17 protein-coding genes and 4 tRNA genes are annotated in these 23,109 nt (G+C 37.2%); 6 read left to right on the top strand and 15 right to left on the bottom strand.

Going from position 1 to position 23,109, the window contains the following annotated elements:
- Position 1: 1 nt before the first annotated feature.
- The gene (locus tag JAZ75_RS03910; RefSeq protein ID WP_168128314.1) at positions 2–1,249 is read left to right on the top strand and encodes a glutamate-5-semialdehyde dehydrogenase; all 1,248 of its coding nucleotides are present in this window, start codon (positions 2–4) and stop codon (positions 1,247–1,249) included.
- Position 1,250: 1 nt separating this feature from the next.
- On the top strand, positions 1,251–1,649 hold the full coding sequence (locus tag JAZ75_RS03905) for a hypothetical protein (RefSeq protein WP_208700325.1): 399 nt from the start codon (positions 1,251–1,253) through the stop codon (positions 1,647–1,649).
- A 97-nt stretch (positions 1,650–1,746) separates the two neighbouring features.
- On the opposite strand, the gene JAZ75_RS03900 is transcribed toward JAZ75_RS03905, so the two are convergent.
- Positions 1,747–2,886 (bottom strand): acyl-CoA dehydrogenase, encoded by a 1,140-nt coding sequence (locus tag JAZ75_RS03900; protein WP_132843885.1) that lies wholly within the window; start codon positions 2,884–2,886, stop codon positions 1,747–1,749.
- Positions 2,887–3,066: 180 nt separating this feature from the next.
- Between JAZ75_RS03900 and JAZ75_RS03895 the strand changes: the two genes are divergently transcribed.
- Complete coding sequence (locus tag JAZ75_RS03895) at positions 3,067–3,702, top strand: peroxiredoxin (RefSeq protein WP_208700323.1); 636 nt, start codon at positions 3,067–3,069, stop codon at positions 3,700–3,702.
- Positions 3,703–3,774: 72 nt separating this feature from the next.
- Here the strand turns inward: JAZ75_RS03895 and JAZ75_RS03890 are convergent, their stop codons facing one another.
- Together JAZ75_RS03890 and JAZ75_RS03885 are read right to left on the bottom strand one after the other, a co-directional pair.
- A complete protein-coding gene (locus JAZ75_RS03890) occupies positions 3,775–4,887 on the bottom strand; it encodes a S1C family serine protease (protein ID WP_232789350.1) in 1,113 nt (370 codons plus the stop codon).
- A gap of 26 nt (positions 4,888–4,913) precedes the next feature.
- Positions 4,914–5,483 (bottom strand): RNA polymerase sigma factor, encoded by a 570-nt coding sequence (locus JAZ75_RS03885; protein WP_208700321.1) that lies wholly within the window; start codon positions 5,481–5,483, stop codon positions 4,914–4,916.
- A gap of 339 nt (positions 5,484–5,822) precedes the next feature.
- On the opposite strand from JAZ75_RS03885, the gene JAZ75_RS03880 reads away from it, so the two are divergent.
- The gene (locus JAZ75_RS03880) at positions 5,823–9,866 is read left to right on the top strand and encodes a glycoside hydrolase family 2 TIM barrel-domain containing protein (protein ID WP_208700319.1); all 4,044 of its coding nucleotides are present in this window, start codon (positions 5,823–5,825) and stop codon (positions 9,864–9,866) included.
- Between the two features lie 414 nt (positions 9,867–10,280).
- Here the strand turns inward: JAZ75_RS03880 and JAZ75_RS03875 are convergent.
- The 9 genes from JAZ75_RS03875 to JAZ75_RS03835 all read right to left on the bottom strand — a co-directional run bounded on the left by JAZ75_RS03875 (position 10,281) and on the right by JAZ75_RS03835 (position 15,896).
- Positions 10,281–10,354 (bottom strand) — tRNA-Asp (locus JAZ75_RS03875).
- 14 nt (positions 10,355–10,368) lie between these two features.
- A tRNA-Asp gene (locus tag JAZ75_RS03870) sits at positions 10,369–10,445 on the bottom strand.
- 26 nt (positions 10,446–10,471) lie between these two features.
- Positions 10,472–10,548: transfer RNA gene (locus JAZ75_RS03865), tRNA-Asp, on the bottom strand.
- A 48-nt stretch (positions 10,549–10,596) separates the two neighbouring features.
- Positions 10,597–10,673: transfer RNA gene (locus JAZ75_RS03860), tRNA-Asp, on the bottom strand.
- Between the two features lie 73 nt (positions 10,674–10,746).
- Positions 10,747–11,820, bottom strand: coding sequence for a peptide chain release factor 1 (gene prfA, locus JAZ75_RS03855; protein WP_132772513.1), 1,074 nt, complete (start codon positions 11,818–11,820; stop codon positions 10,747–10,749).
- 92 nt (positions 11,821–11,912) lie between these two features.
- Positions 11,913–12,242, bottom strand: coding sequence for a DMT family transporter (locus JAZ75_RS03850; RefSeq protein ID WP_021189301.1), 330 nt, complete (start codon positions 12,240–12,242; stop codon positions 11,913–11,915).
- Positions 12,243–12,304: 62 nt separating this feature from the next.
- Positions 12,305–12,883, bottom strand: coding sequence for a Crp/Fnr family transcriptional regulator (locus JAZ75_RS03845; protein WP_132843880.1), 579 nt, complete (start codon positions 12,881–12,883; stop codon positions 12,305–12,307).
- A complete protein-coding gene (locus JAZ75_RS03840) occupies positions 12,871–13,620 on the bottom strand; it encodes a UDP-2,3-diacylglucosamine diphosphatase (protein ID WP_132772509.1) in 750 nt (249 codons plus the stop codon). Before JAZ75_RS03840 ends, JAZ75_RS03845 begins: the two co-directional genes overlap by 13 nt.
- Before the next feature lie 101 nt (positions 13,621–13,721).
- On the bottom strand, positions 13,722–15,896 hold the full coding sequence (locus tag JAZ75_RS03835) for a M1 family aminopeptidase (protein ID WP_208700317.1): 2,175 nt from the start codon (positions 15,894–15,896) through the stop codon (positions 13,722–13,724).
- 149 nt (positions 15,897–16,045) lie between these two features.
- On the opposite strand from JAZ75_RS03835, the gene JAZ75_RS03830 reads away from it, so the two are divergent.
- Both JAZ75_RS03830 and JAZ75_RS03825 read left to right on the top strand, forming a co-directional pair.
- Positions 16,046–18,163, top strand: coding sequence for a prolyl oligopeptidase family serine peptidase (locus JAZ75_RS03830; protein ID WP_183916139.1), 2,118 nt, complete (start codon positions 16,046–16,048; stop codon positions 18,161–18,163).
- Between the two features lie 80 nt (positions 18,164–18,243).
- Positions 18,244–19,293 (top strand): NAD(P)-dependent alcohol dehydrogenase, encoded by a 1,050-nt coding sequence (locus JAZ75_RS03825; RefSeq protein ID WP_208700315.1) that lies wholly within the window; start codon positions 18,244–18,246, stop codon positions 19,291–19,293.
- Between the two features lie 79 nt (positions 19,294–19,372).
- On the opposite strand, the gene JAZ75_RS03820 is transcribed toward JAZ75_RS03825, so the two are convergent.
- From JAZ75_RS03820 to JAZ75_RS03810, 3 genes are all read right to left on the bottom strand, one after another.
- Positions 19,373–20,602, bottom strand: a complete 1,230-nt coding sequence (locus JAZ75_RS03820) for a thioredoxin family protein (RefSeq protein ID WP_132772502.1) — start codon at positions 20,600–20,602, stop codon at positions 19,373–19,375.
- Between the two features lie 129 nt (positions 20,603–20,731).
- The gene (locus JAZ75_RS03815; RefSeq protein ID WP_208700313.1) at positions 20,732–21,919 is read right to left on the bottom strand and encodes an aminopeptidase C; all 1,188 of its coding nucleotides are present in this window, start codon (positions 21,917–21,919) and stop codon (positions 20,732–20,734) included.
- A gap of 131 nt (positions 21,920–22,050) precedes the next feature.
- Positions 22,051–23,109 (bottom strand): TerC/Alx family metal homeostasis membrane protein, encoded by a 1,059-nt coding sequence (locus JAZ75_RS03810; RefSeq protein ID WP_021189307.1) that lies wholly within the window; start codon positions 23,107–23,109, stop codon positions 22,051–22,053.

Here is a 23,109-nt window from a genome sequence, read left to right as displayed (position 1 = left end):
TATGGAAAATATCACAGAGCAATTAGAAGCAGCATTGGCTGCAACAAGGGATATAAATCAATTGGATTCAGATACAAAAGCACATATTTTAACTGATCTGGCAGAGATATTGCGAGCACGGGTTACTGCTATTCTATTTGAAAATGAAAAAGATCTGAAATTATTAGATGCAGATGATCCGAAAAGAGATCGGTTGGTTTTGAATGCCGAAAGGATAGAGGCTTTGGCAAAAAGTGTGTTGGATGTTGCTAAACTTCCTGATCCTTCCGGAAAGTTATTAAACCAGCAGGTTTTGGATAATGGTTTATTGTTGGAAAAGAAAGCAGTTCCTTTGGGGGTAGTCGCGGTTATATATGAGTCTAGACCGAATGTGACTATTGATGTGGCTGCATTATGTATTCGCTCGGGCAATGTTTGTCTGTTGCGGGGTGGCACGGATGCTTTTCATACAAATCAGATATTGGTTGAGATCATTCAAAAAGTTTTGATTCAGCATCATTTAAACCCAAATATTGTTCAATTACTGCCAACAGACCGGAAATTTGTACAAGAATTACTTACGGCAACAAAATTTGTGGATATTATTATCCCCCGAGGCTCGCAATCATTGATTGATTTTGTTCGTGCGCATGCTAAAGTTCCCGTTATTGAAACAGGTGCTGGGGTGTGTCATACCTATGTAGAGCAATCAGCAACAATCGATAAGGCTGTTGCTATTGTTGCTAACGCAAAAATATCCAGACCTTCTGTTTGCAATGCATTGGATACGATATTATTAGATGAAGAGATTGCTGATTCATTTTTAGATGGAATTATCGTTCCCTTTGAAAAGGAGCGGGTGGAAGTTTTTGCTGATGAACGGAGTTATGCTATTTTAGAGCGATTGGGATATCCTTATTTGCAACAAGCAAATGAAGTTGATTTTGGGCGTGAATTTTTAGATCTTAAATGTTCAATTAAAATATTAAACGGACTGGAACAGGCTTTGACGCACATTGCTACTTATTCCTCCCGTCATTCAGAATGTATTGTCTCCAATGATTCGGAAAAATTGGAACGATTTATGAATGCTGTGGATGCTGCTGCAGTGTATGCCAATGCCTCCACGCGATTTACAGATGGTGGAGAATTTGGTTTAGGAGCTGAGATCGGTATTTCTACACAAAAGCTTCACGCTAGAGGACCTTTTGCCTTAGAAAAATTAGTGACTGAAAAATGGTATGTAACGGGTAATGGACAAATAAGATAGTATGGGAATTAGATTTGAAAGTAATTCATTGTTGAATTGGACAAATGAAATGGGTAAGTTTTTGAGATTACTTGTCGATGAACAGCATGTTTTTGATGAGCCTTCATCAATTGTATTTGATAAAGCTTACGATGAGTTTTTTAAAAAAAGCCGTCAATTTTTTTTGACGGTAACTGATGAAGCTTTATTAAGCTACGCGAAAGAAGATCTGGAAGTGGAGCAGATAAGACCATTAGCATTGGTACTGATGCACGATGGTTTGAAAAGTAAAGACTTTCAAGAACAGCAAATCTTACTTCTAAAATCTAAGTTGTTATTAAATTATGTAATGAAAGAAACCTCTAGCTTTGCATTTGAAGATTATGGCTATTTAGCAACAATAGATGGTAAGCTTGTTTAATGGCAGATAAAATTTGAGCACTTTTTAATCTGCTATCCTTAAAATAGAGGAAAATAAAAAGATTCACAGGGCATGATCGGTTGCCCTGTGAATCTTTTTATTTTAGTATCTCTCTAGCGATGACTAATCGCTGTATCTCAGAAGTTCCTTCATAAATCTGTGTGATCTTTGCGTCACGCATCAATCTTTCTACATGGTACTCTTTTACATATCCATATCCACCATGGATCTGAACGGCTTCAATACTTGTTTTCATCGCAACTTCGGAAGCATGTAGTTTGGCCATTGCCGCTTCTTTGCTGTAGGGCAACCCTTGATCTTTTGTCCATGCTGCTTTATATGTCAATAGTCTTGCGGCTTCTATTTCAACTTCCATATCTGCGAGTTTAAATTGGATAGCCTGATGCTCAGCAATTGGTTTTCCGAAGGTTTTTCGCTCTTTTGCATAAGCAAGAGCGAATTCATAAGCACCTGCGGCGATACCTAATGCTTGGGCCGCAATACCAATTCTACCTCCATCTAATGTTTTCATGGCAAATTTGAATCCAAATCCATCTTCACCTATGCGGTTTTCTTTAGGGACTTTAACATCAGTAAATAAGAGTGAGTGGGTATCTGAGCTTCTGATGCCAAGTTTATTCTCTTTTGGTCCGATTGTAAAACCAGGCATCCCTTTTTCTACAATCAGTACATTTATTCCGCGATGTGCTTTTTCGGGATGCGTCTGTGCAATGATGAGGCAAATATCGGCATTACCGCCATTTGTGATCCAGTTTTTAGTGCCATTTAAAAGGTAATGATCTCCTTGATCTATTGCTGTTGTGTGCTGGGATGTTGCATCTGAACCCGCTTCAGGTTCGGATAGGGCAAAAGCACCTAGCTTTTCTCCAGAAGCTAAAGGTCTTAAATACTTTTCTTTTTGCTCTTCGGTGCCGAAAGCTTCTAAGCCGTAGCATACGAGAGAATTATTAACAGACATGATCACTGCAGCTGATGCGTCGATTTTAGCAATTTCTTCCAAGACCAAGGTATAAGCTAATGCATCAAGCCCTGCACCTCCATACTTACTGTCGACCATCATGCCCATAAATCCTAATTCACCCATTTTCTTCACCTGGTCGTAAGGGAATAGTGCTTTCTCATCCCGTTCTATGACACCCGGTTTTAAATCCTGCTGCGCGAAATCTCGAGCAGCTTCCTGAATCATGCTATATTCTTCGTTTAATTCAAAATTCATAATGTGTACATTGGTAATGGTTTGTAAGTAAATATACTTATTTTATTATTATGCTTGCATAATAAAGTTTAATAATTTTTAACAGGTTTTTGTAAAAAACAAAGCTTAGATTTTGTTATGAATAAAAATCTACTATATTTGTAGAGTATATAGTGTATTACGAATTTAAAAAAGAAAGATATGAGTTTAAGATTAGGAGATGAAGCGCCAAATTTTAAAGCGCAGACGACAATAGGAGATATTGATTTCCATGAGTTTATTAAAGATAGCTGGGTTGTGTTTTTTTCGCACCCTTCTGATTATACACCTGTTTGTACAACTGAACTTGGACGGACAGCGAAATTAAAATCGGAGTTTGATAAAAGGGGTGTGAAAGCAATCGCTTTAAGTGTTGATCCTATTCAAGATCATTTGGATTGGATACAGGATATCAACGAAACCCAGAGTACTACTGTTAATTTTCCGATTATTGCTGACGAAGATCGTCATGTATCCGAATTGTATGATATGATTCACCCCAATGCTTCTGCAACGGTAACAGTACGTTCGGTATTTATTATAGGGCCAGATAAAAAAATTAAATTAACACTAACGTACCCTGCATCTACCGGTCGTAATTTTGATGAAATATTACGTGTTATTGATTCTTTACAGTTGACTGCCGATTATTCTGTAGCTACACCTGCGGACTGGAAACATGGAGAGGATGTGATTGTGGTCCCTGGTATCAAAACAGAGGACATCCCTGCAAAGTTCCCGAAAGGCTTTAAAGAAATCAAACCTTACTTAAGAACAACTCCACAGCCTAATTTATAATTAGGAGTATATTATTCATAAAAAAAGGCATCAATTTGAATTGATGCCTTTTTTTATGGGTAGTAAATATGATTAATATACTTTCACCATGTATATATAATCTTGCATTCTTTTTATTTGCTCTGTTCTTGAAAGACCAGAGAGCATATTTTTCTTATTTAATTTTACTTGCCCTTGCAATGAATCGGCAGGTATTTCATCTAATGCTTTCAATATCGATTTTGTTTTGATTGCAAAACCGGCACCATCAATCCCTCTTTGTTTACCGGAGATAATACCGATAACATTTCCTTTGGTGTCCATTACTGGACCACCGCTGTTACCTGGGTTAACAGGGATTGAAATTTGATAAGCGATTGTATCACCGGCATATCCTGTCGATGAACTCAAATATCCTTGCCCGTACACGGCCTCATCCCGTGGGAAACCTATCGTATAAATATCTTCCCCTAAATCTGATGCTGCGGTTTTAAAGGTGTATGGTAAAGTTTTGCCTCTTTTAAAGTTAGCATCTTCAATTAGTAGTATCGCTAAATCATTGCTGGCGTCCGAATGGATTACCTGTGCTTTGTATGATTCCCCTTTATTATTTTGCAGGTATATTGAATCTGCACCGCTTACAACATGGTAGTTGGTCACGACATAACCATTATTTGAAACCATAAACCCTGTAGCTCCATATTGACTGACAGAAGATTCACTTGCTTTGGTTGATTTATTATTAATACTTTTCAGCGCAGCATTATGTTCATTGACATCTTTCTTCACATTATTCATGTCACGCTTCAATGCACTGTAATCTGTATTAGCTTTATCAATATTCTTATAATATCCTGAAATCCATAATGTGGAAAATACGGCAACTACGGCTACCGAAGCAGCTACTAATGAACTTGCTTTCAATTTTTCCCATAAAGAGATTACTTTTGTTTGCTTCATCGGAAGCACTTTCGCCTGCTGATGCGACTGGTGATAACTTTTAGCGGACTGTGCGAGTTGCTGTTTAAAATCAATACGTGACTGTGTATCTTTAAGATTGTCAAGAAATTGACGGTGTTGCGTTAGCTGTGCCGAGAAAGAAGGGTTTTCTGCACAGAAAGATTCGAAAGAAGCACGCTCTTCTTTTATCATTTCATCCCTGAGATAGCGATCTGCTAATTCAAAAAACTCTTGTTGACTCATCATACTCATTGTTTGTTATACTAATTTCTTTACTGCATGAAAAATAGTTTTTTCAATCTTTGCAGGCATTTGTATTTTTGAGTTTTGGCATTGTCAGTATTGGTATATCCAAACTTCTCGCAGATCTCCTGCATGGAATGGTTCTGGATATAGAAATCGTGGAGAATGGTTTTACAAGGTTCTCCTAAAAGAGACATTGCGTGTTCCATTTGGTCAAATTTTTTGTCAAGCTCCTGATGTCGCTCGATATCATCGTTATCCGGTAACGAATCTTCATAACCTCGGATATCTACTGATCCAAAACCTGCACGATTTAACTGCTTAAGCCAAAGTCTTCGGCAAATCGAATATAGATAGGTTTTAAGTTTACTGCTTAATTCAAAATTACCTTTAGAAACCTTGTCATAAATAACAATCACGGCCTCTTGGAAGATATCTTTTGCCTCATCTTCGCTTCCGTTATTTTGAGAAATCATATGGGCAATAGATGGATAGTATAATTCATATATTGCATCCAATGCAATACTACTACCCGATTTAATACCGGCTATGATTTGCTCATCATTCTCGAGCTTATTTGATTTACTGATCTTACTCACCTATTAATACCTTAATATAACTAATAGTAACCCAACGAGTTTAATATTTGTGTTGTTTGGTAGAAAAACCCATTCTACGTAGGGCCAAACCTACTCTTTTTTTTTGATAAGCGTAAATTTTTTAAACGAAAAAAATAGCGGTTTCGTGTGCATCAAGTTTATTTTTGATTTTGTGCACTCAGCCGTTTATGAAGCTTTCCTAATTAACTTTTCGAACAGAATGGAACTTATCCATCTTTATATATATAAATTTTACGCAATCGAATGATTAATTGTAGCTACTTGTATTTCATTATATTGCTTATATTTTTGTGGACAACCTCTATTTAATAAATGAATATGATCAAATCATTATCTATGCGAATAAGCTGTGTCATGGCAGTTTTATTAGCATCGGCCTTTCAGGCGAATGCACAAATCGGTGATCCGATTGCAGGCTTTCGTTATGGGGTCGAAACGATTCCAACAGGTAAAGAGTGGGAGTCTCCCCAAGACCTCGCGCTCAATAAGGAGCAACCCCATGCTTATTTTTTCTCTTTTAAAGATGCTGATAAGGCTCGTAAAGTATTACCGGAAAGTAGTGAGTATTGGAAGTCTTTAAACGGTACCTGGAAATTTAATTGGGTAAAAACTCCTGATGAAAGACCGAAGAATTTTTTTGATCCTCAAGCAGATGTAACAGCTTGGGATAATGTTGGTGTTCCAATGAGCTGGAATATAGCGGGCATTCAAAAAGATGGTACGCTAAAATATGGTGTGCCGATTTATGTTAACCAACCTGTTATTTTTCAACATCAGGTAAAATTGGATGACTGGCGCGGAGGTGTTATGCGTACCCCACCAAAGCATTGGACAACGTATATCTACCGAAATGAAGTTGGATCTTATAGACGCTCATTCGAAGTGCCAACTAATTGGGACGGCCGTGATATCTATATTAATTTTGATGGGGTAGATTCATTTTTTTATCTATGGATCAATGGGAAGTATGTTGGTTTCTCAAAAAATTCACGTAATGTCGCTTCTTTTAATATCACTGATTATTTGAATAAGAAAGGTGAAAATGTTGTCGCCGTAGAAGTGTACAGGAATTCCGATGCTTCTTTTATTGAGGCTCAGGATATGTTCCGTCTTCCGGGGATATTTAGAACTGTCGCGTTAACAGCAAAGCCGAAGGTTCAGATTCGTGATGTTGTCGCCATTCCAGATCTGGATGAAAAGTATCAAAATGGAACTTTAAGTATTAAAGCTGAAATCTTAAATAAAGATAAAAAAGTTGCTAAAGGTCATCAGATTAAATATAGTCTTTATGCGAATGAACTTTATAGCGATGTTAATACAGCTGTAAAATCTATTTTGGTATCGAGTGATGTGGTAGATGTTAATCCGAATACCTCATCTATCGTGAAAGCTTCTCTTCAAGTTGAAAACCCAAATAAATGGTCAGCAGAGCGTCCATACCGGTACACACTTGTTGCTGAATTAAAAGATAGTAAAAACCGTACAATAGAAACATCTTCTCTTTATGTTGGTTTCCGTAAAGTGGAAATTAAAGATACAAAGGCTTCTGATGATGAGTTTGGTTTGGCAGGACGTTATTTCTTTGTAAATGGCAAAACTGTAAAATTGAAAGGGGTAAATCGCCATGAATCAAATCCTGAGAAAGGAAAAGTGGTGACACATGAGCAGATGGAGCAAGAAATCATCTTGATGAAGAAAGCGAATATCAATCATGTTCGTAATTCACATTATCCAGATGATCCATATTGGTATTACTTATGTGATAAATACGGAATCTATTTAGAAGATGAGGCTAATATTGAAAGTCATGAATATTACTATGGCGATGCTTCTCTTTCACACCCTCCGGAATGGAAGAATGCACACGTAGCACGTAACTTGGAGATGGTTCATGCAAATGTAAATCATCCTTCTATTGTTCTCTGGTCATTGGGTAATGAGGCCGGCCCTGGAAACAACTTTGTAGCGGCATATGATGCGATTAAAAAATTTGATACATCACGTCCTGTTCAGTACGAGCGTAATAATAATATCGTTGATATGGGGTCGAACCAATACCCTTCGATCGAATGGGTTCGTCAAGCTGTAAAAGGGCAGTTTAAGATGAAATACCCTTTCCATATTTCCGAATATGCACACTCTATGGGGAATGCATCAGGTAACCTGATTGATTATTGGGAAGCAATTGAATCGACAAATTTCTTTATGGGCGGAGCTACTTGGGATTGGATCGATCAGGCCATGTATTATTATGATAAACAGTCTGGTGAAAAGTTCTTTGCTTATGGAGGTGATTTTGGTGATAAACCTAATGATGGAACATTTGTCAATAATGGTTTGATTTTCGCAGATATGAAGCCAAAGCCGCAATATTATGAGGTAAAGAAAGTTTACCAGAATGTGGGCGTTAAGGCTGTTGATATTGCACAGGGTAAAATAGAAATCTTTAATAAGAACTATTTTGTTTCTTTAGCAGATTACGATATCGTTTGGTCTTTATATGAAAATGGTGTGGAGATACAGAAGCCTGTCTCAGTAGTAAAGGGTGAAACAGTTGGAGCTCGTGAGAAGAAAGTGGTTACATTACCTTTGGACTTTCAAAAATTAAATAAACAATCGGAATACTTTGTTAAAGTACAGTTCTTATTAGCTAAAGATCAATTATGGGCAGCTAAAGGATATTTACAGATGGAGGAACAGTTGTTTGTTAAAGCTGCAAGTGAAAAACCTACTATAGCTGCTGTTCAGACAAACGCTAAACTAAGCATCGTTGATGAACAAAAGTTAAAAGTAATTAAAGGTTCAGATTTCATTATTAAGTTTGATACGGAAAATGGTAGTATTTATAGCCTAAACTATGCTGGTAAACAGGTTATTCGTGACGGAGAGGGACCTAAATTAGATGCTTTCCGTGCACCAGTAGATAATGATAACTGGGCTTATCAGCAATGGTTTCAAAAGGGCTTACATAATCTGAAGCACAAAGCATTATCCAGCTCGATCTACACGAGACAAGATGGAGCAATCATTTTGTCATTTATGGTCGAATCGCAAGCGCCTAATGCAGCGACTATTCATGGTGGTACTTCTGGAACATATACGATTGAAGAACATAAAGACAAACCTTTTGGCGCTAATGACTTCAAGTTTACAACAAATCAGGTCTGGACAGTATATCAAGATGGTTCGCTCGAATTAGCCGCTAATGTAACATCCAATGATGAAACGTTAGCTTTAGCCCGATTAGGTTATGGTTTGCAGCTACCAGAACAATATAGCAACTATACGTATTACGGAAGAGGACCGATCAATAACTATGCAGACCGTAAAACTGCACAGAATATAGAGTTACATACGAGTACGGTTAAAGACCAATTTGTTCCATGGCCCAATCCTCAAAGTATGAGTAATAATGAAGAGGTGCGTTGGACAGCTTTAACGGATGAGTCGGGGTCTGGTGTGGTCTTTATTGCCAAAGATCATATGTCGACATCTGCACTGCCGTGGAGTGAGATGGAAGTTACCTTAGCAAGTCATCCCTATAAATTACCAAAAAGCTCAGGTACACATTTACATGTGGATGCGGCAGTTACCGGTTTGGGTGGAAATAGCTGTGGGCAAGGACCTCCATTGGAACAAGATCGTGTGAAAGCAAAATCAACTTCGTTTGGCTTTATTATCCGTCCTGTTGCTAATCAGGATTATCGTCAGAAGTCTCAGGTATCTCTAGCGGGTGATGTGCCGATCTCGGTGTCAAGAAGCCGTAACGGTGATGTGTATATCGCAAGTGAGCAGGTAGGTGCGGAACTATATTATACCATTGGTAAAGGAAAGCCACAAATATACAAAGTTCCTGTTAACTTACGTGAAGGTGGTATTGTGACAGCATGGGCAAAGGGCAATGAGAAATTGAAAGCTTCCTTCCAATTTCCTAAAATAGAAAGTATACCGATGCAAGTTGTATTTGCTTCGAGTGAAGAAACAGGGGAAGGTGAAGCTTCTAATTTATTAGATGGTGATCCAAGTACAATTTGGCATTCGATGTATTCTGTTACTGTGGCACAATATCCGCATTGGGTAGATTTTGATGCGAATGCAATTAAAACCATTAAAGCTTTTACCTATACCCCACGTCAAGGTGGTGGTAATGGTACCATTAAAGGCTATAAATTGCAAGTGAGTACAGATGGTAAGAATTGGAGCGAGCCAGTTGCTGAAGGTAATTTCGAAAATAACGGAAAACCGAAGACAGTAACTTTGGCTAAGCCAGTAAAAGGTCGTTTTATTCGTTTTACAGCATTAAGTTCGCAAAATGGACAAGACTTTGCTGCAGCAGCGGAATTCTCTGTGAGCGCAGAATAATAGCTTTATAATAAAGCAAAAGAGAAGCCTTCGTATGCCTTGCATATTAAGGCTTCTTTTTTTTGTCAGTATCTATATATTGATAGGAATTTTAGAGTGTACATTTAATTTGGACAGTTAGCCAATGATAAGCTTGTCTTGCGCTATTATGAGTCAAAAATGATATTTAGGGACGAGTTACCACAATAATCTGCTAGATCTATCTCTGAGTTTGAAAAATAGATTAAAAGCGTTAAAATAATAGGGTATTTAGATGTTCAAGATGTTGAACATGTTTTGCGTTATGCATATTTCGTATAGCTATACTAAAAGCTATCTATAGAAAATGTAATAAAAAAAGAACAGGTGAATTAGGGAGAAATCCTAATAAACAAAAAAAGCTTTCAATTTGCATTGAAAGCTTTTTTATTCCAGCGGTCCGGACGGGACTCGAACCCGCGACCCCATGCGTGACAGGCATGTATTCTAACCAGCTGAACTACCGGACCGTTTTTACTTTTTTTGGCGGTCTGGACGGGACTCGAACCCGCGACCCCATGCGTGACAGGCATGTATTCTAACCAGCTGAACTACCAGACCGAAAAATGTAAAATGTTATTTAAAATTGGCGGTCCGGACGGGACTCGAACCCGCGACCCCATGCGTGACAGGCATGTATTCTAACCAGCTGAACTACCGGACCAAATTTTAAATGTTGTTAAAGAACTATTCGAGATTACTCTCTTATTTCTGGCGGTCTGGACGGGACTCGAACCCGCGACCCCATGCGTGACAGGCATGTATTCTAACCAGCTGAACTACCAGACCGTTTACCTTCTCTCTTGAAGGTGTGCAAATATAGCGTTTATTTCTTTATTTGCTAATATTATTTTAAAAAAAACTAGTCTACGGCTCCGTCTTTCATCTTTTCTGCATTCTCAGCGAACTGTAATGCGTCGATAATCGGCTGAATATCACCGTCCAAAATAGCTGGTAAATTGTATGTTGTCATTCCAATACGGTGCTCTGTAAATCTTCCCTGAGGGTAGTTATAAGTACGAATTTTTGCAGAACGGTCACCGGTTGAGACTAAAGTTTTTCTTTTTGCTGCAATATCGCCGTTCTTTTTGTTCAATTCGATCTCGTAAAGTTTAGTACGGAGCATTTCCATTGCCAATTCACGGTTCGCTAATTGAGAACGTTCTACTTGACATACCACTACAATACCAGAAGGTTTGTGAGTCAACTGTACTTTTGTTTCTACCTTATTGACGTTCTGACCACCGGCACCACCTGAACGTGACGTATGCATCTCAACATCTCCTGGGTTGATGTCAACATCCACTTCTTCAGCTTCTGGAAGAACAGCAACAGATGCCGCAGAAGTATGGACACGACCTTGCGTTTCTGTATCAGGAACACGTTGTACACGGTGTACACCTGATTCATATTTCAATTGCCCGTAAGTATCTTCACCCATTACTTTCAAGATTACCTCTTTATAGCCACCAGAAGTTCCTTCCGTTACATCCATAACCTCAACTTTCCAGCCTTTGGTTTCAAAGAAACGGGTATACATACGGTATAAATCACCTGCAAATAATGCCGCTTCATCACCACCAGTACCACCACGAATCTCTAAAATTGCATTTTTGTCATCTTCCGGATCTTTCGGAATCAGCATCATGCGGATTTCATCTTCCTTCTCTTCTTTTGCAACTAATAATTCATCAAGTTCTTCTTTCGCCATATCGCGAAGTTCTTGATCTTTCTCATTGCTGATAATATCTTTATTGGTATCGATATTGCTTACCATATTTCTGTAAATATGGTACTGATCTACGATTTTGCCTAAATCTTTGTATTCTTTATTTAATTTGGCAAAACGCTTCATATCTTTGATGGTCTCTGGATTGCTTAATTCAGCCTCCACTTCTTCCCATCTTTCTTTTATCGCCTGTAATTTTTCTAACATAATTCACATTATTCAAACCCTGCGACATGCGCAAGAGCTTTTAAGCTTACAAAAGTAAAGAAATTTTGTCGATTTAATAATAGTTCTATTGCTTAATGTGAAGAAACTGCCTTCAAGCCTACAATAGATGCGATAAGAGTGAAAATGAAGAATATGCGCCAAAAATCTGCAGGTTCTTTAAAGAAGAAGATTCCGATTAAAACTGTTCCTACGGCACCAATTCCTGTCCAAACTGCATACGCAGTACCGAGCGGTAAGGTTTGCGTTGCTTTGATTAGTAAACCCATGCTTAAAAACAGGGAAAGGACAAATCCGAAATACCAAAGATACATGGCAGAACCTTCGCTTTGTTTTGCCTTTCCTAAGCAGGTGGTAAACCCAATTTCAAATAACCCACCTAAAATTAATAATATCCAATTCATAGCCTTTTTTTTTGCAAAGATGGATACAATTAGCGTAATTATTTTTTACTAATGTTAAAAAATTACCGAATGTTGGCGCGGATACGGCTTAGGGTGACTTGGGAAATTCCTAAATAGGAGGCAATGTAACCTAATTTGATACGGTTGATATAAGTGGGGTATTTATCGAGCAGATCCATATATCTACTTTGTGCAGTATTGAAAAGTTTGGACATCGCTCTCTGTTCAATTTTAATAAACTCGTACTCTGCAATTTTTCTCCCTAAGTTAGCAATGCGAATATTTTCTTCATACAACCTGAAAAGGGCTGGAGAGTTTATTTTAAATAAAGTAGCATCTTCTACAATAGCAATGTTTTCATATCCAGGCTCATTTCGGGCGTAGGTATTGATCGACATCAGCATACAGCCTGCATCATTAAAATCAAGGGTGATTTCTCTATTAGGAACTTCATAATAGACGCGTGCTAATCCTGATGATAGTATGTAGATATCATGTTGCAGTTTGTCCTGTTGTATAATGATGGTATTCCGAGGGATATGGACTTCGGTCGTAATAGCTTCTATAGCCTCAATATCCTCAGCTTCTAAGGGGTAGTAACTCAAAAGGCAATCGCGTAAACTTTTTTTTATTTCGACCATTTTTCAAGTTTTAGTTTATGACCATCCCAGACTGCATAGGTCTGGTAATTCATCCATTCACCTAAGTTTATCACTCGGCTCTGATCCGAAAGTTTAATGTCATAAGGTAAATGACGATGTCCGAAAATGTAGAAATCATGGTGCTGCTTGGCTTCCATTTCTTTTGCATAACCAATGAGCCATTCCTGATCTTCACCTAAAAAATGCTCATCTTCATTATTAGCAAGTCGACTGTGTTTTGACCAGCGTGTGGCAATGCCGATTCCTAAATTTGGGTGCAATCTTGCAAATAGCCATTGACAGGTCTTACTTCGGAAGAATTTTTTTAAGATTTTATATTTACGATCTCCCGCACCTAAGCCATCACCATGATGGAGATAAAAAGATTTTTGATCTCGGTTTATGAGTAGTTCGTCATCGACAATAGTTGCTTGCAGTTCGTTTTTAAAATAATCGAACATCCACATGTCATGATTTCCTTTAAAGATGGTTAATTTGACTCCCTTATCCACCAATTCTGCCAGTTTTCCTAGAAAACGAATATATCCTTTTGGTACAACGGTACTGTATTCAAACCAAAAGTCAAAAATATCACCGACTAAATATAATTCAGCAACATCATCTTTAATATGATCAAGCCAAGATATAATTAGACGTTCCCTTTCTTTGGATTTACTTTGTGGATAAGATCCCAAATGAAAATCCGAAGCGAAATAGATATTTTTTCCTGTTGACATGTGGTCAAAACTACCTAAATCACTTCGGATTTCAAACTTCGATAAATTTGTTTTTTACAATTCTAATTTTTAATGGAAATAACATCCATTAAAAATTACCATCAGCGTTTTTCTTTAAGCTGTTTGATGAATGGTGCTAAATATGCTTTTGCTTCGGAATCCAATGATTCAATTGATTTATCCAATTTTGAAGGAGCGATTTTTTTTATGGCCAGCAATGATGCACTTAATACAGCATAGGATTGTTCTTTTAGACCTTTTTCAATAATAGGCAAGTATTTACGATTACCGCTATTTCCTAATGCGACCAATGCTGAAGCTCTTACTTTCGTTTTGGGATCCTGTTGCGCCATGGAGATAATTTTTGCTTCAGCACTATTTTTAACGGATGGGTCTGTTAAATCCAATCCTTGAATTGCAGCAGCTCTAAGATCTTCTTCTTTGTCGTTTAATGCTTCTATTAACAATTTTGTTGTTTCCGTATTTTTATTGTGTAAGGCATATCCAATTGCTTTAATACGGTTATAATAGGTCGGTACATTTTGATATTGATACGTATAGTCGGACATTGTTTTATTATCGATGACTTCACCAACCAATATTTTAGCAGGATCAAAATCGATAAAATCAGGCTTTTGTTCAAAAGGAAAACTAAATTCCTGTGCTCGCTGATTAATAAGAATACTTTTAGTCTCTTTTCCATTTGCCGTATAAAAATCGATGCTTAAAGGTAAAGTGAACGTTTGCACGCTGACATCCTGCATCTGCTTAATGGCTAATTTCTGCGTCCCATTTTCATAAGTATATTGGATATTTAAAATAGGATGACCGCCTTGATAATACCATTGATTGAAATATGGACTCCAATCTTTACCTGTTATTTCTTCCATAGCAAGTCGAAGCTGGTGCGTTTCTCCTGTTTTATGGGCATTGTCTGTTAAATATTTTTGTAACGATTTATAGAAAGCAGCATCTCCCATCTGATTTTTTAATGCATAGAGAATTACCGATCCTTTTGAATAGGAAATATTATCAAACATATCTTCTTTATCGTTATAATGAAAGCGTGCTAAGGTAGGGCTTATTCCATTTTTGGTCGATCTTAAATAACTTTGCAGTTTTTCAAACCGAGATTTATCCTCTTTATCTTGTCCGCCATCATGACCGCGCCATATCACCTCTCCAAATGTTGCAAAAGATTCATTCATGGTCAGATTTGACCATGATTCGGCTGTTACTAAATCACCGAACCATTGATGAAATAGTTCATGGGCAATAGTTCCTTCCTCATTATCATCTAGTAATTCCCGTGTTGTCTTTTGTACCGGTTCACCATGTAAAGTTGCGGTTGTATTTTCCATAGCTCCCGATACATAGTCTCGCGCAACTACTTGGGCATATTTATTCCAGGGATATTCTACGCCTAAAATTTGACTGTAGTAAGCCATCATTGCTGGTGTTTTGCCGAATATATCTTTCGCATATGGAGCGTATTTTGGTTCGAGGTAATAATCTACCGGAATGGATTTGTAGTGATCATTTGTTATTTTGAAATCACCAACGGCCATCATAAATAGGTATGGAGCATGAGCTTGGGTCATTTCCCAAGTATCTGTTCGGGTACCATCCGTATTTTTATGCTGTGCTGTTAACGCTCCATTAGAAAGGGTTGTATAGTGGTCCTGAACCGTAATGGAGATTTCAGAAGTAGTTTTTTGATTTGGTTTATCTATGGTAGGAAACCAGGCCGAAGAGGCCTCCGTTTCACCCTGTGTCCATATCTGGATCGGTTTATTTGGAACTTTTCCATCCGGGTTGATAAAATACAATCCTTTTGCATCGGAAATTGCCGCACTGCCTTTGGCTTTTAATTCATCTGGTTTAGAAGTGTAGGCTATATAAATGGTGTATTTCTCGGTCCCTTGAAATGGTTTTCCTAAGTTAATGAATAGCGATTCGCCATCATAATCATATTTGAGTGGTGTTTTTTGATTACCTTCTTGTAATGCAATCTCTTTTATGTCCATCCCCTTGGCATCTAAGCGTAAAGAGTCGGTCGGATAGAAGTGAGGTTTTAGCGTCAACCATTCTTCTCCATATAGGTAGCGTTTTCCGTAATCAAATTTTACATTCAGTTTAGTATGGACCAAATCATTGATTTTAGTCTCTGTGGCCCGGTATTGATTGATCGGTAACGCTTGATTAGGTTGTGCAAATACTGTTGTTAAGCTGGCAGCAGTTAGTACACTTAGCGTTAAAAATATTTTATGAATCATTCGATGTTAACTTATACTTAGGCAATTTGCGATATTTTCTGTAGTAAACGAATTTTGTTGAAAAAATGTTTGCCTAATCTAATTATTTAAGCGACGCTGAAACACGTTATAATTTATTAAATTTGTTTATAACCTCATTTGAAAAAAACATGAATAAAAAACTGAGTTTAATTTTAACAGTAATAGCTATGTCGTCCGTACATCTTGGAAACGCACAAGAATTGAAATATCCAGAAACAAAAAAAGGTCAGGTAGTTGATCAGTTCTTTGGCGAATCAGTGCCAGATCCTTACCGTTGGTTGGAAAATGACTTAGCAGCGGATACAAAATCTTGGGTTGTTGCGCAAAATAAAGTGACGTATGATTATTTAGCTCAGATTCCATATCGCGATCAGCTGAAACAACAATTGACAGATATTTGGAATTATGAGAAAGTTGGAACTCCTTTTATAGAGGGTGCTTATACTTATTTTTATAAAAATGATGGTTTGCAGCAACACGCCGTTCTATATAGAAAATCAAATAAAGGTGGAAAGGAAGAGGTCTTTTTAGATCCAAATACATTTTCTAAAGATGGATCAACTTCTTTGTCAGATGTAAGTTTTTCAAAAGACGGTAGTTTGATGGCTTATTCTATTTCAGAAGGAGGCTCGGATTGGAGAAAAGTAATTATTTTGAATACTGCTGATAAAAAACAAATTGGTGAGACGTTAATTGATATCAAATTCTCAGGTATTGCCTGGAAGGGGAATACTGGATTTTATTACTCCAGCTATGATAAACCGAAAGGCTCAGAATTATCGGAGAAAACAGATCAGCATAAAGTTTATTTTCATCAACTAGGTACCGCTCAGGCAAAAGATAAAATGATTTTCGGTGGAGCTGCTGTTCAACGCCGTTATATCGGTGCCAACTTAACGGATGATGAGCGGTTTTTAATCATTTCTGCCGCAAATACAACGACCGGCAATGAATTGTATGTACAGGATTTATCTAAGCCTGGAAGTAAAATCATCAACATCTTAAGTGGATTTGACAGTAACACAAGTATCATTGATAATGATGGCGATACTTTTTATGTGCAAACAAATTTAAATGCACCAAATAATAAATTGGTGAAGATGAACATTCGTCAACCTGAATCGAAGAACTGGATTGATGTTATTCCTCAAACGGAAAATGTTCTTGAAGTTTCGACTGGTGGCGGTTATTTATTTGCTAATTATCTTAAAGACGCAATCTCAGTTATTGAGCAATACGATTATACAGGAAAAAAAATCCGTGAGATCAAATTACCGGGTGTAGGAACTGCTGCAGGTTTCTCCGGGAAGAAAAAGGAAAAAACAATCTATTACGGTTTTTCAAATTACATCACCCCATCTACAAGTTTTACATTTAATGTAGACAATGGACAATCTGAGGTTTATATTAAACCTAAAGTGAAGTTCAATTCAGATGAGTTTGAATCTAAACAGGTTTTCTACACATCAAAAGATGGAACAAAAGTTCCAATGATCATTACGCATAAAAAGGGATTGAAGCTGGATGGTAAAAATCCGACCATTGTTTACGGTTATGGTGGCTTTAATATCAGTTTGACTCCAGGTTTTAGTGTATCTACAGCCAATTGGATTCAAAATGGTGGCGTATATGCTGTCGCAAACTTACGAGGTGGAGGTGAATATGGTCAAAAATGGCATGATGGTGGCCGTCAGTTTAATAAGCTGAATGTGTTTAACGATTTTATTGCCGCAGCAAAGTATTTACAGAGCAATGGCTATACTTCTCCTGATTATACTGCACTATCTGGAGGTTCAAATGGAGGATTGCTCGTTGGGGCAACCATTACGTTAGATCCAACTATTGCAAAAGTAGCTTTACCAGCAGTAGGAGTGCTGGATATGTTACGTTATCATACATTTACAGCAGGAGCAGGTTGGGGATATGATTATGGTACTGCTAATGACAGCAAAGAGATGTTTGATTATCTGAAGGGATATTCACCTGTACATAATGTTAAAGAAGGTGTTTGTTATCCTGCGACTTTGGTTACCACCGGAGATCATGATGACCGTGTAGTGCCTGCACATTCTTATAAGTTTGTTTCAGAACTACAGGCAAAACAGAAGTGTGATCGTCCTGTTCTCATTCGGATTGAAACAAAAGCTGGGCATGGGGCAGGCCGTTCTACAGAAGTGGTGATTAATGAAACAGCTGATAAATATGCTTTTACCCTGTGGAATATGGGAATTAAAGCACTAAAATAAATATCATTTCAAAGTAAATCCACTCCTGACAAGAGTGGATTTTTTATTAAAAGAGCTACTTTTACTTAAAACAAACTAAGATGAGTACAAAAGCATATGCAGCCTTTTCGGAGGCCGAAGATTTAAAACCACATCAGATTCAACGCCGGGATTTGCAGGATAAGGATGTTTTTATTGATATTGAATATTGTGGTGTTTGCCATAGTGACATTCATACAGCAAGAGCAGAATGGGGACAACCTCATTACCCCGTAGTTCCTGGTCATGAAATTATTGGACGTGTGTTGGCCGTAGGGCCAAATGTGACAAAATATGAGGTCGGTGACCTTGTTGGTGTAGGCTGTATGGTCGAATCATGCAAGCACTGTAATCCTTGTGATGAAGGGTTGGAGCAGTACTGTGAAAGTGGGATGATTGGCACTTATAACAGTGCTAAATCTAAATATGGTGGTATTACATATGGTGGCTACTCGGAGAATATCGTTGTAGAGGAAGATTTTGTTCTGAGTATCCCGACAACAATTGATGTGAAAGCAGCTGCTCCTTTATTGTGCGCAGGTATTACAACATGGTCGCCTTTGCGTCACTGGAATGTGAAAAAAGGTGATAAAGTTGGTGTAATTGGTCTTGGAGGATTGGGGCATATGGGTGTTAAATTTGCGAAAGCGATGGGTGCACATGTTGTCATGATTACAACTTCTCCAGAAAAGGGTGAAGATGCAAAGAAATTAGGTGCTGATGAAGTTTTGATTTCTAAAGATGCGCCACAATTGCAGGCGCATGCAAATACGTTTGATTTTTTATTGAATACAATTCCAGTGGGTCATGACGTTAATCCATATTTAAGTCTTTTAAAATTGGATAAAACAATGTGTATTGTAGGAGCTGTAGAGCCATTGCCTGGAGTTCATGGTGGTTTGCTGATCGGTAAGCGTAGACACTTAGCAGGATCGTTGATCGGTGGCATCAAAGAGACGCAGGAAATGTTAGATTTCTGTGGTGAACACCAGATCGTTTCAGATGTTGAGGTTATCAATATTCAAGATATCAATAATGCATACGAACGTATGATTAAATCAGATGTGAAGTACCGTTTTGTAATCGATATGAAATCATTGAAAAACAGTTAATAATTTCTGCGGTATCGAAAAGGGTTGAAAATAAATAATTTTCAACCCTTTTTCTATTTAATAATTATGTTCAAGAGTATTATAAATTCCAGGTTGGGATATCACTTTTCATTTTAGCTAGTGTATCCTGATAGTTATCTTGTTCGCCTTCTGTCGCTAGAGATAATGCTTCTTCTTGCCATTTTATAGCATTTATCTTATCTCCTTTTTTATACAGTAGATTGGCATAGGTGTCTAAGTATGCGCTTTTTACATCTTGTTCTACAGCTCTTTTGCTCCATTTTAAAGCTGCGTCTAAACATGCCGCATCGGTACTGTTTTCAAAAATTTCCCAAGCATAACTATTCAATTGATTTGAATTTAGATCTTCTGATGTTAAATAGCTGTCAACAATATTTGTTAAAGAAGACCAATTACGCGATTGTACATAATACTGTGCCTTCATCAATTTGAAGATTGGGTCAAAATTGATATTTGCGTATTTGTCGGAAATTTCTGTTTTTAAAGCTTCCCAATTAGGTTCTGTATTGAAATCGATTTTAGTTCCTAATACTTCATTGATGGCCACAGTGGCAAGTACACGATTTGCCGCGCCGTTTTTTTCTAATAAAGCATCAATTTTTTCAGGATTATCCCGTAGTAGCTCGAAAGCTTTAGATCGGGATGTGCGTGTGTTTGCCACGAGATAGGCAGCACATTCTTTCGTTAAATTTTCAGGTTTGGTATGGGAGATAATGATATCTTCAGCTTGTGTCACAGTAGCTTCATCATAAGCTGTGTTCGCAGCTCTAACCATTCGGTGCGCTAAGGCTAAATCTGTTGGATTCTCGTTAAACGCTTTTAACAAAGCATAATACTGTGTTTCAGGTTTTAAAGCATCTTTACTCCGCTCAATGAATTCATCAGCATCGCCACCTCCGACCATACGGTGCACAAGTTCACCTTGAGGATTGAAAATTAAGAAGGTAGGATATGCGGCAATTTTGTAATCTTTACCGAACCGTTCGGCTTCTTCATACCATGCTTTCACTTCTTCACTATCCTTGTCCGTTTTATCCATTTGGATTTTGGCGTTAACAAATTTAGAATTGAAGAAATCTCCCACTTTTGTTTGTGGAAATACACTAGCACTCATGTATTTACAAGGACCACACCAGGTAGTAAACAAATCCACAAAGATAAATTTGTTTTCTTTTTTTGCTTTTTCTTTAATTTGGCTCCAGTTCAATCCGTGCTCAAATGTTATTCCTTTTTCTTGACCTATAACGGCAAAGGGTAAAATAAGGAGGAATAATAATATCTTTTTCATAACCAGTCTCTAAGAAGTTGCTCACTTAATCATTTCTTGAAATTAAAGTTATGTAATAAAATTGTAAAAAAAATAGGTTACAGAAATTTATTTCTGTAACCTATTTGTAGAATAGTGCTTTTTATAAGCCTAGATCTTCATTTTGGACTTTAAACCTTTTTGAATTCCGTCTTTATGAACTAAAAGTGATGTTGTTTTGTAACGAACAAACTCTTTTGTTACATACAAGTAACCTTTATAATCGTTTGTCACACCCCAAGAGTTTTTAACGATATAATACTCTTTACCTGTTTGATCTTTGGCTAATCCAACGATGTGCATACCGTGATCATCAGTTGTTTGGTAGTTGTCGAAAGCAGTCTGTCTTTGTTCAGCTGTAATTTTAGCCTCAGGTTTTGGTCCAACAAACATTTCTTGTTGTTCTTGTGGGGTCATTTGCTCGAATGGTTTTGCAGGGACATAAGCCACACCATTTTTCCAGCTAAAGCTTTTCTCAGAAACATCTGTTGCCCAAGCTACTGTATAACCATTATTCAATGCATTATCAATGATATCAGTTAGGTCATTGATTTGAACATTATAAAAATTATCAAATGACCAGTTATCAGGAATCAATAATACAAATTTATTGTAGTAAGGTTGATCTGTAACAGAAGCAATACCGACATATTCATCAGGGTTAATACCAATTACTTGATCAGCAAATGTACGTGGTGTATAGCTTTTGCCTTTGTATTGGAAGTTTTTAGGGACTTCACCTAGGTACGAATCCATTGCAGCAGTGTACGCTTTTTCCCAGTTTGGAGTTAACGTTTTGCTTTTTACAAAAGTAGCTAACATGGCATCCAACATATTGGTCATTTCACCAAAGTTGTTTTTATCAGATCCATAGTGTAGGCCTGTGTACTCTGTTTGTGGCAAAGCACCATAGTGGCGGAACGCATTTAAAACATCATGAAATTGTCCACCTTCGCCTAAAGATAATCCGCCGTGTAAACGCACGTAGTTTTTTGCTTTTCCTAAATAAGTATTACGAGCAGAGAAAATCTGTGAAATTTCTACAGGTTCTTTTCCCATACGGATCATTTCAGACTCGAGGAATGAATTCCCAGAATATGACCAACAAGTACCGGAAGAACCTTGGTTTTTGATCGAAGTATTTTTTAGATTAATGATTTCGGTAAAATTGAAGCCAGCCTTACTGTTATCATTTTGATTTGTTTTTAAGGCATTGATTAAATTATCCTGAGCCTGTACTACTTGTAATGAAGCTGCAAATAGTGATGCTGCCAATACGAGTGATTTATTCCAATTCATTTTTTAAAAGTTAATGATTTTATGATGCTAAATTAAAAATAAATTCATTTACCATCATGACATTCTTACAATTTGATTGTAATAAAATTGTGCTTAACAAAAAAACGGGGCTTTAAAAGCCCCGTTTTTTATTAATTTTCTATTTTGAGATCTGGTTTTTTAGGAAATACCAATGACGCGACGACACTGATCACCAAAATACTGACGATAATAATCAATGAATGTGATGTTGAAAAACCAATTTGTACCAACCAGTGATGCAGTAACATTTTTAATCCAATGAAAATTAGTAAAAATGCTAATCCTACCTTCAAGTAATGGAATTTGTGAATGATATTAACCAATAAGAAGAACATCGAACGCAATCCTAATACCGCGAAGATATTTGAGAAAAATACGACGTATGCATCTTTTGTTACCGAGAAGATCGCTGGAATAGAATCTACAGCAAAAATCAAATCGGTAAATTCAATTACCAACAGAACCAAGAATAAAGGTGTCATATATTTGACACCATTTTCAATATGGAAAAAGTGACCACCATCTAATTTAGGCGTTACCTTAAAATATTTAGATGCAAATTTTACCACAGGATGGTTTTGTGGATCCACTTCTTCCTCTTGATTTCTATTTAAGAACATCTTAATACCGGTAATCAATAAGAATCCTCCGAAGATGTATAAGATCCACCCGAATTTTGTAATCAATGCTGCTCCTAAGAAGATGAATATGAAACGCATTAATACGGCTCCAATTACGCCCCATACCAATACTTTATGGTAGTAACGTTCTGGAATACCAAAAGATGAAAATAAGAGCACCATAACGAAGATATTATCGACAGATAGGGCATATTCTACTACATAGCCTGTTATAAATTCTAGGGCTAGGTTATTATTGTATAACGCAATGCTGCCTTCCAGATCTCCAGGTATGATTTTAACGTCATGCAGATGAGCTTTGATGACTTGTTGCAGATGATCTAGATCTTGAATGTTGTGTAATTCATGGCCATAGTGACGTAACACCCAGTAGAAGCCTAATGCTAATAATACCCAGATTATACTCATGATGGCGGCACTTTTTAGGGATACAGTTTTGTCTCCTTTCGAAAACACTCCTAAATCGATCGCTAACATTAAAATAATGAAGATTAAAAATCCTCCAAAAAACATGATCTCGTGACTCAT

It is taken from the genome of Sphingobacterium sp. UDSM-2020, assembly GCF_016132525.1.
GTDB classification, from domain to species: domain Bacteria; phylum Bacteroidota; class Bacteroidia; order Sphingobacteriales; family Sphingobacteriaceae; genus Sphingobacterium; species Sphingobacterium anhuiense.
This window is presented reverse-complemented; position numbering and strand designations above follow the sequence as displayed.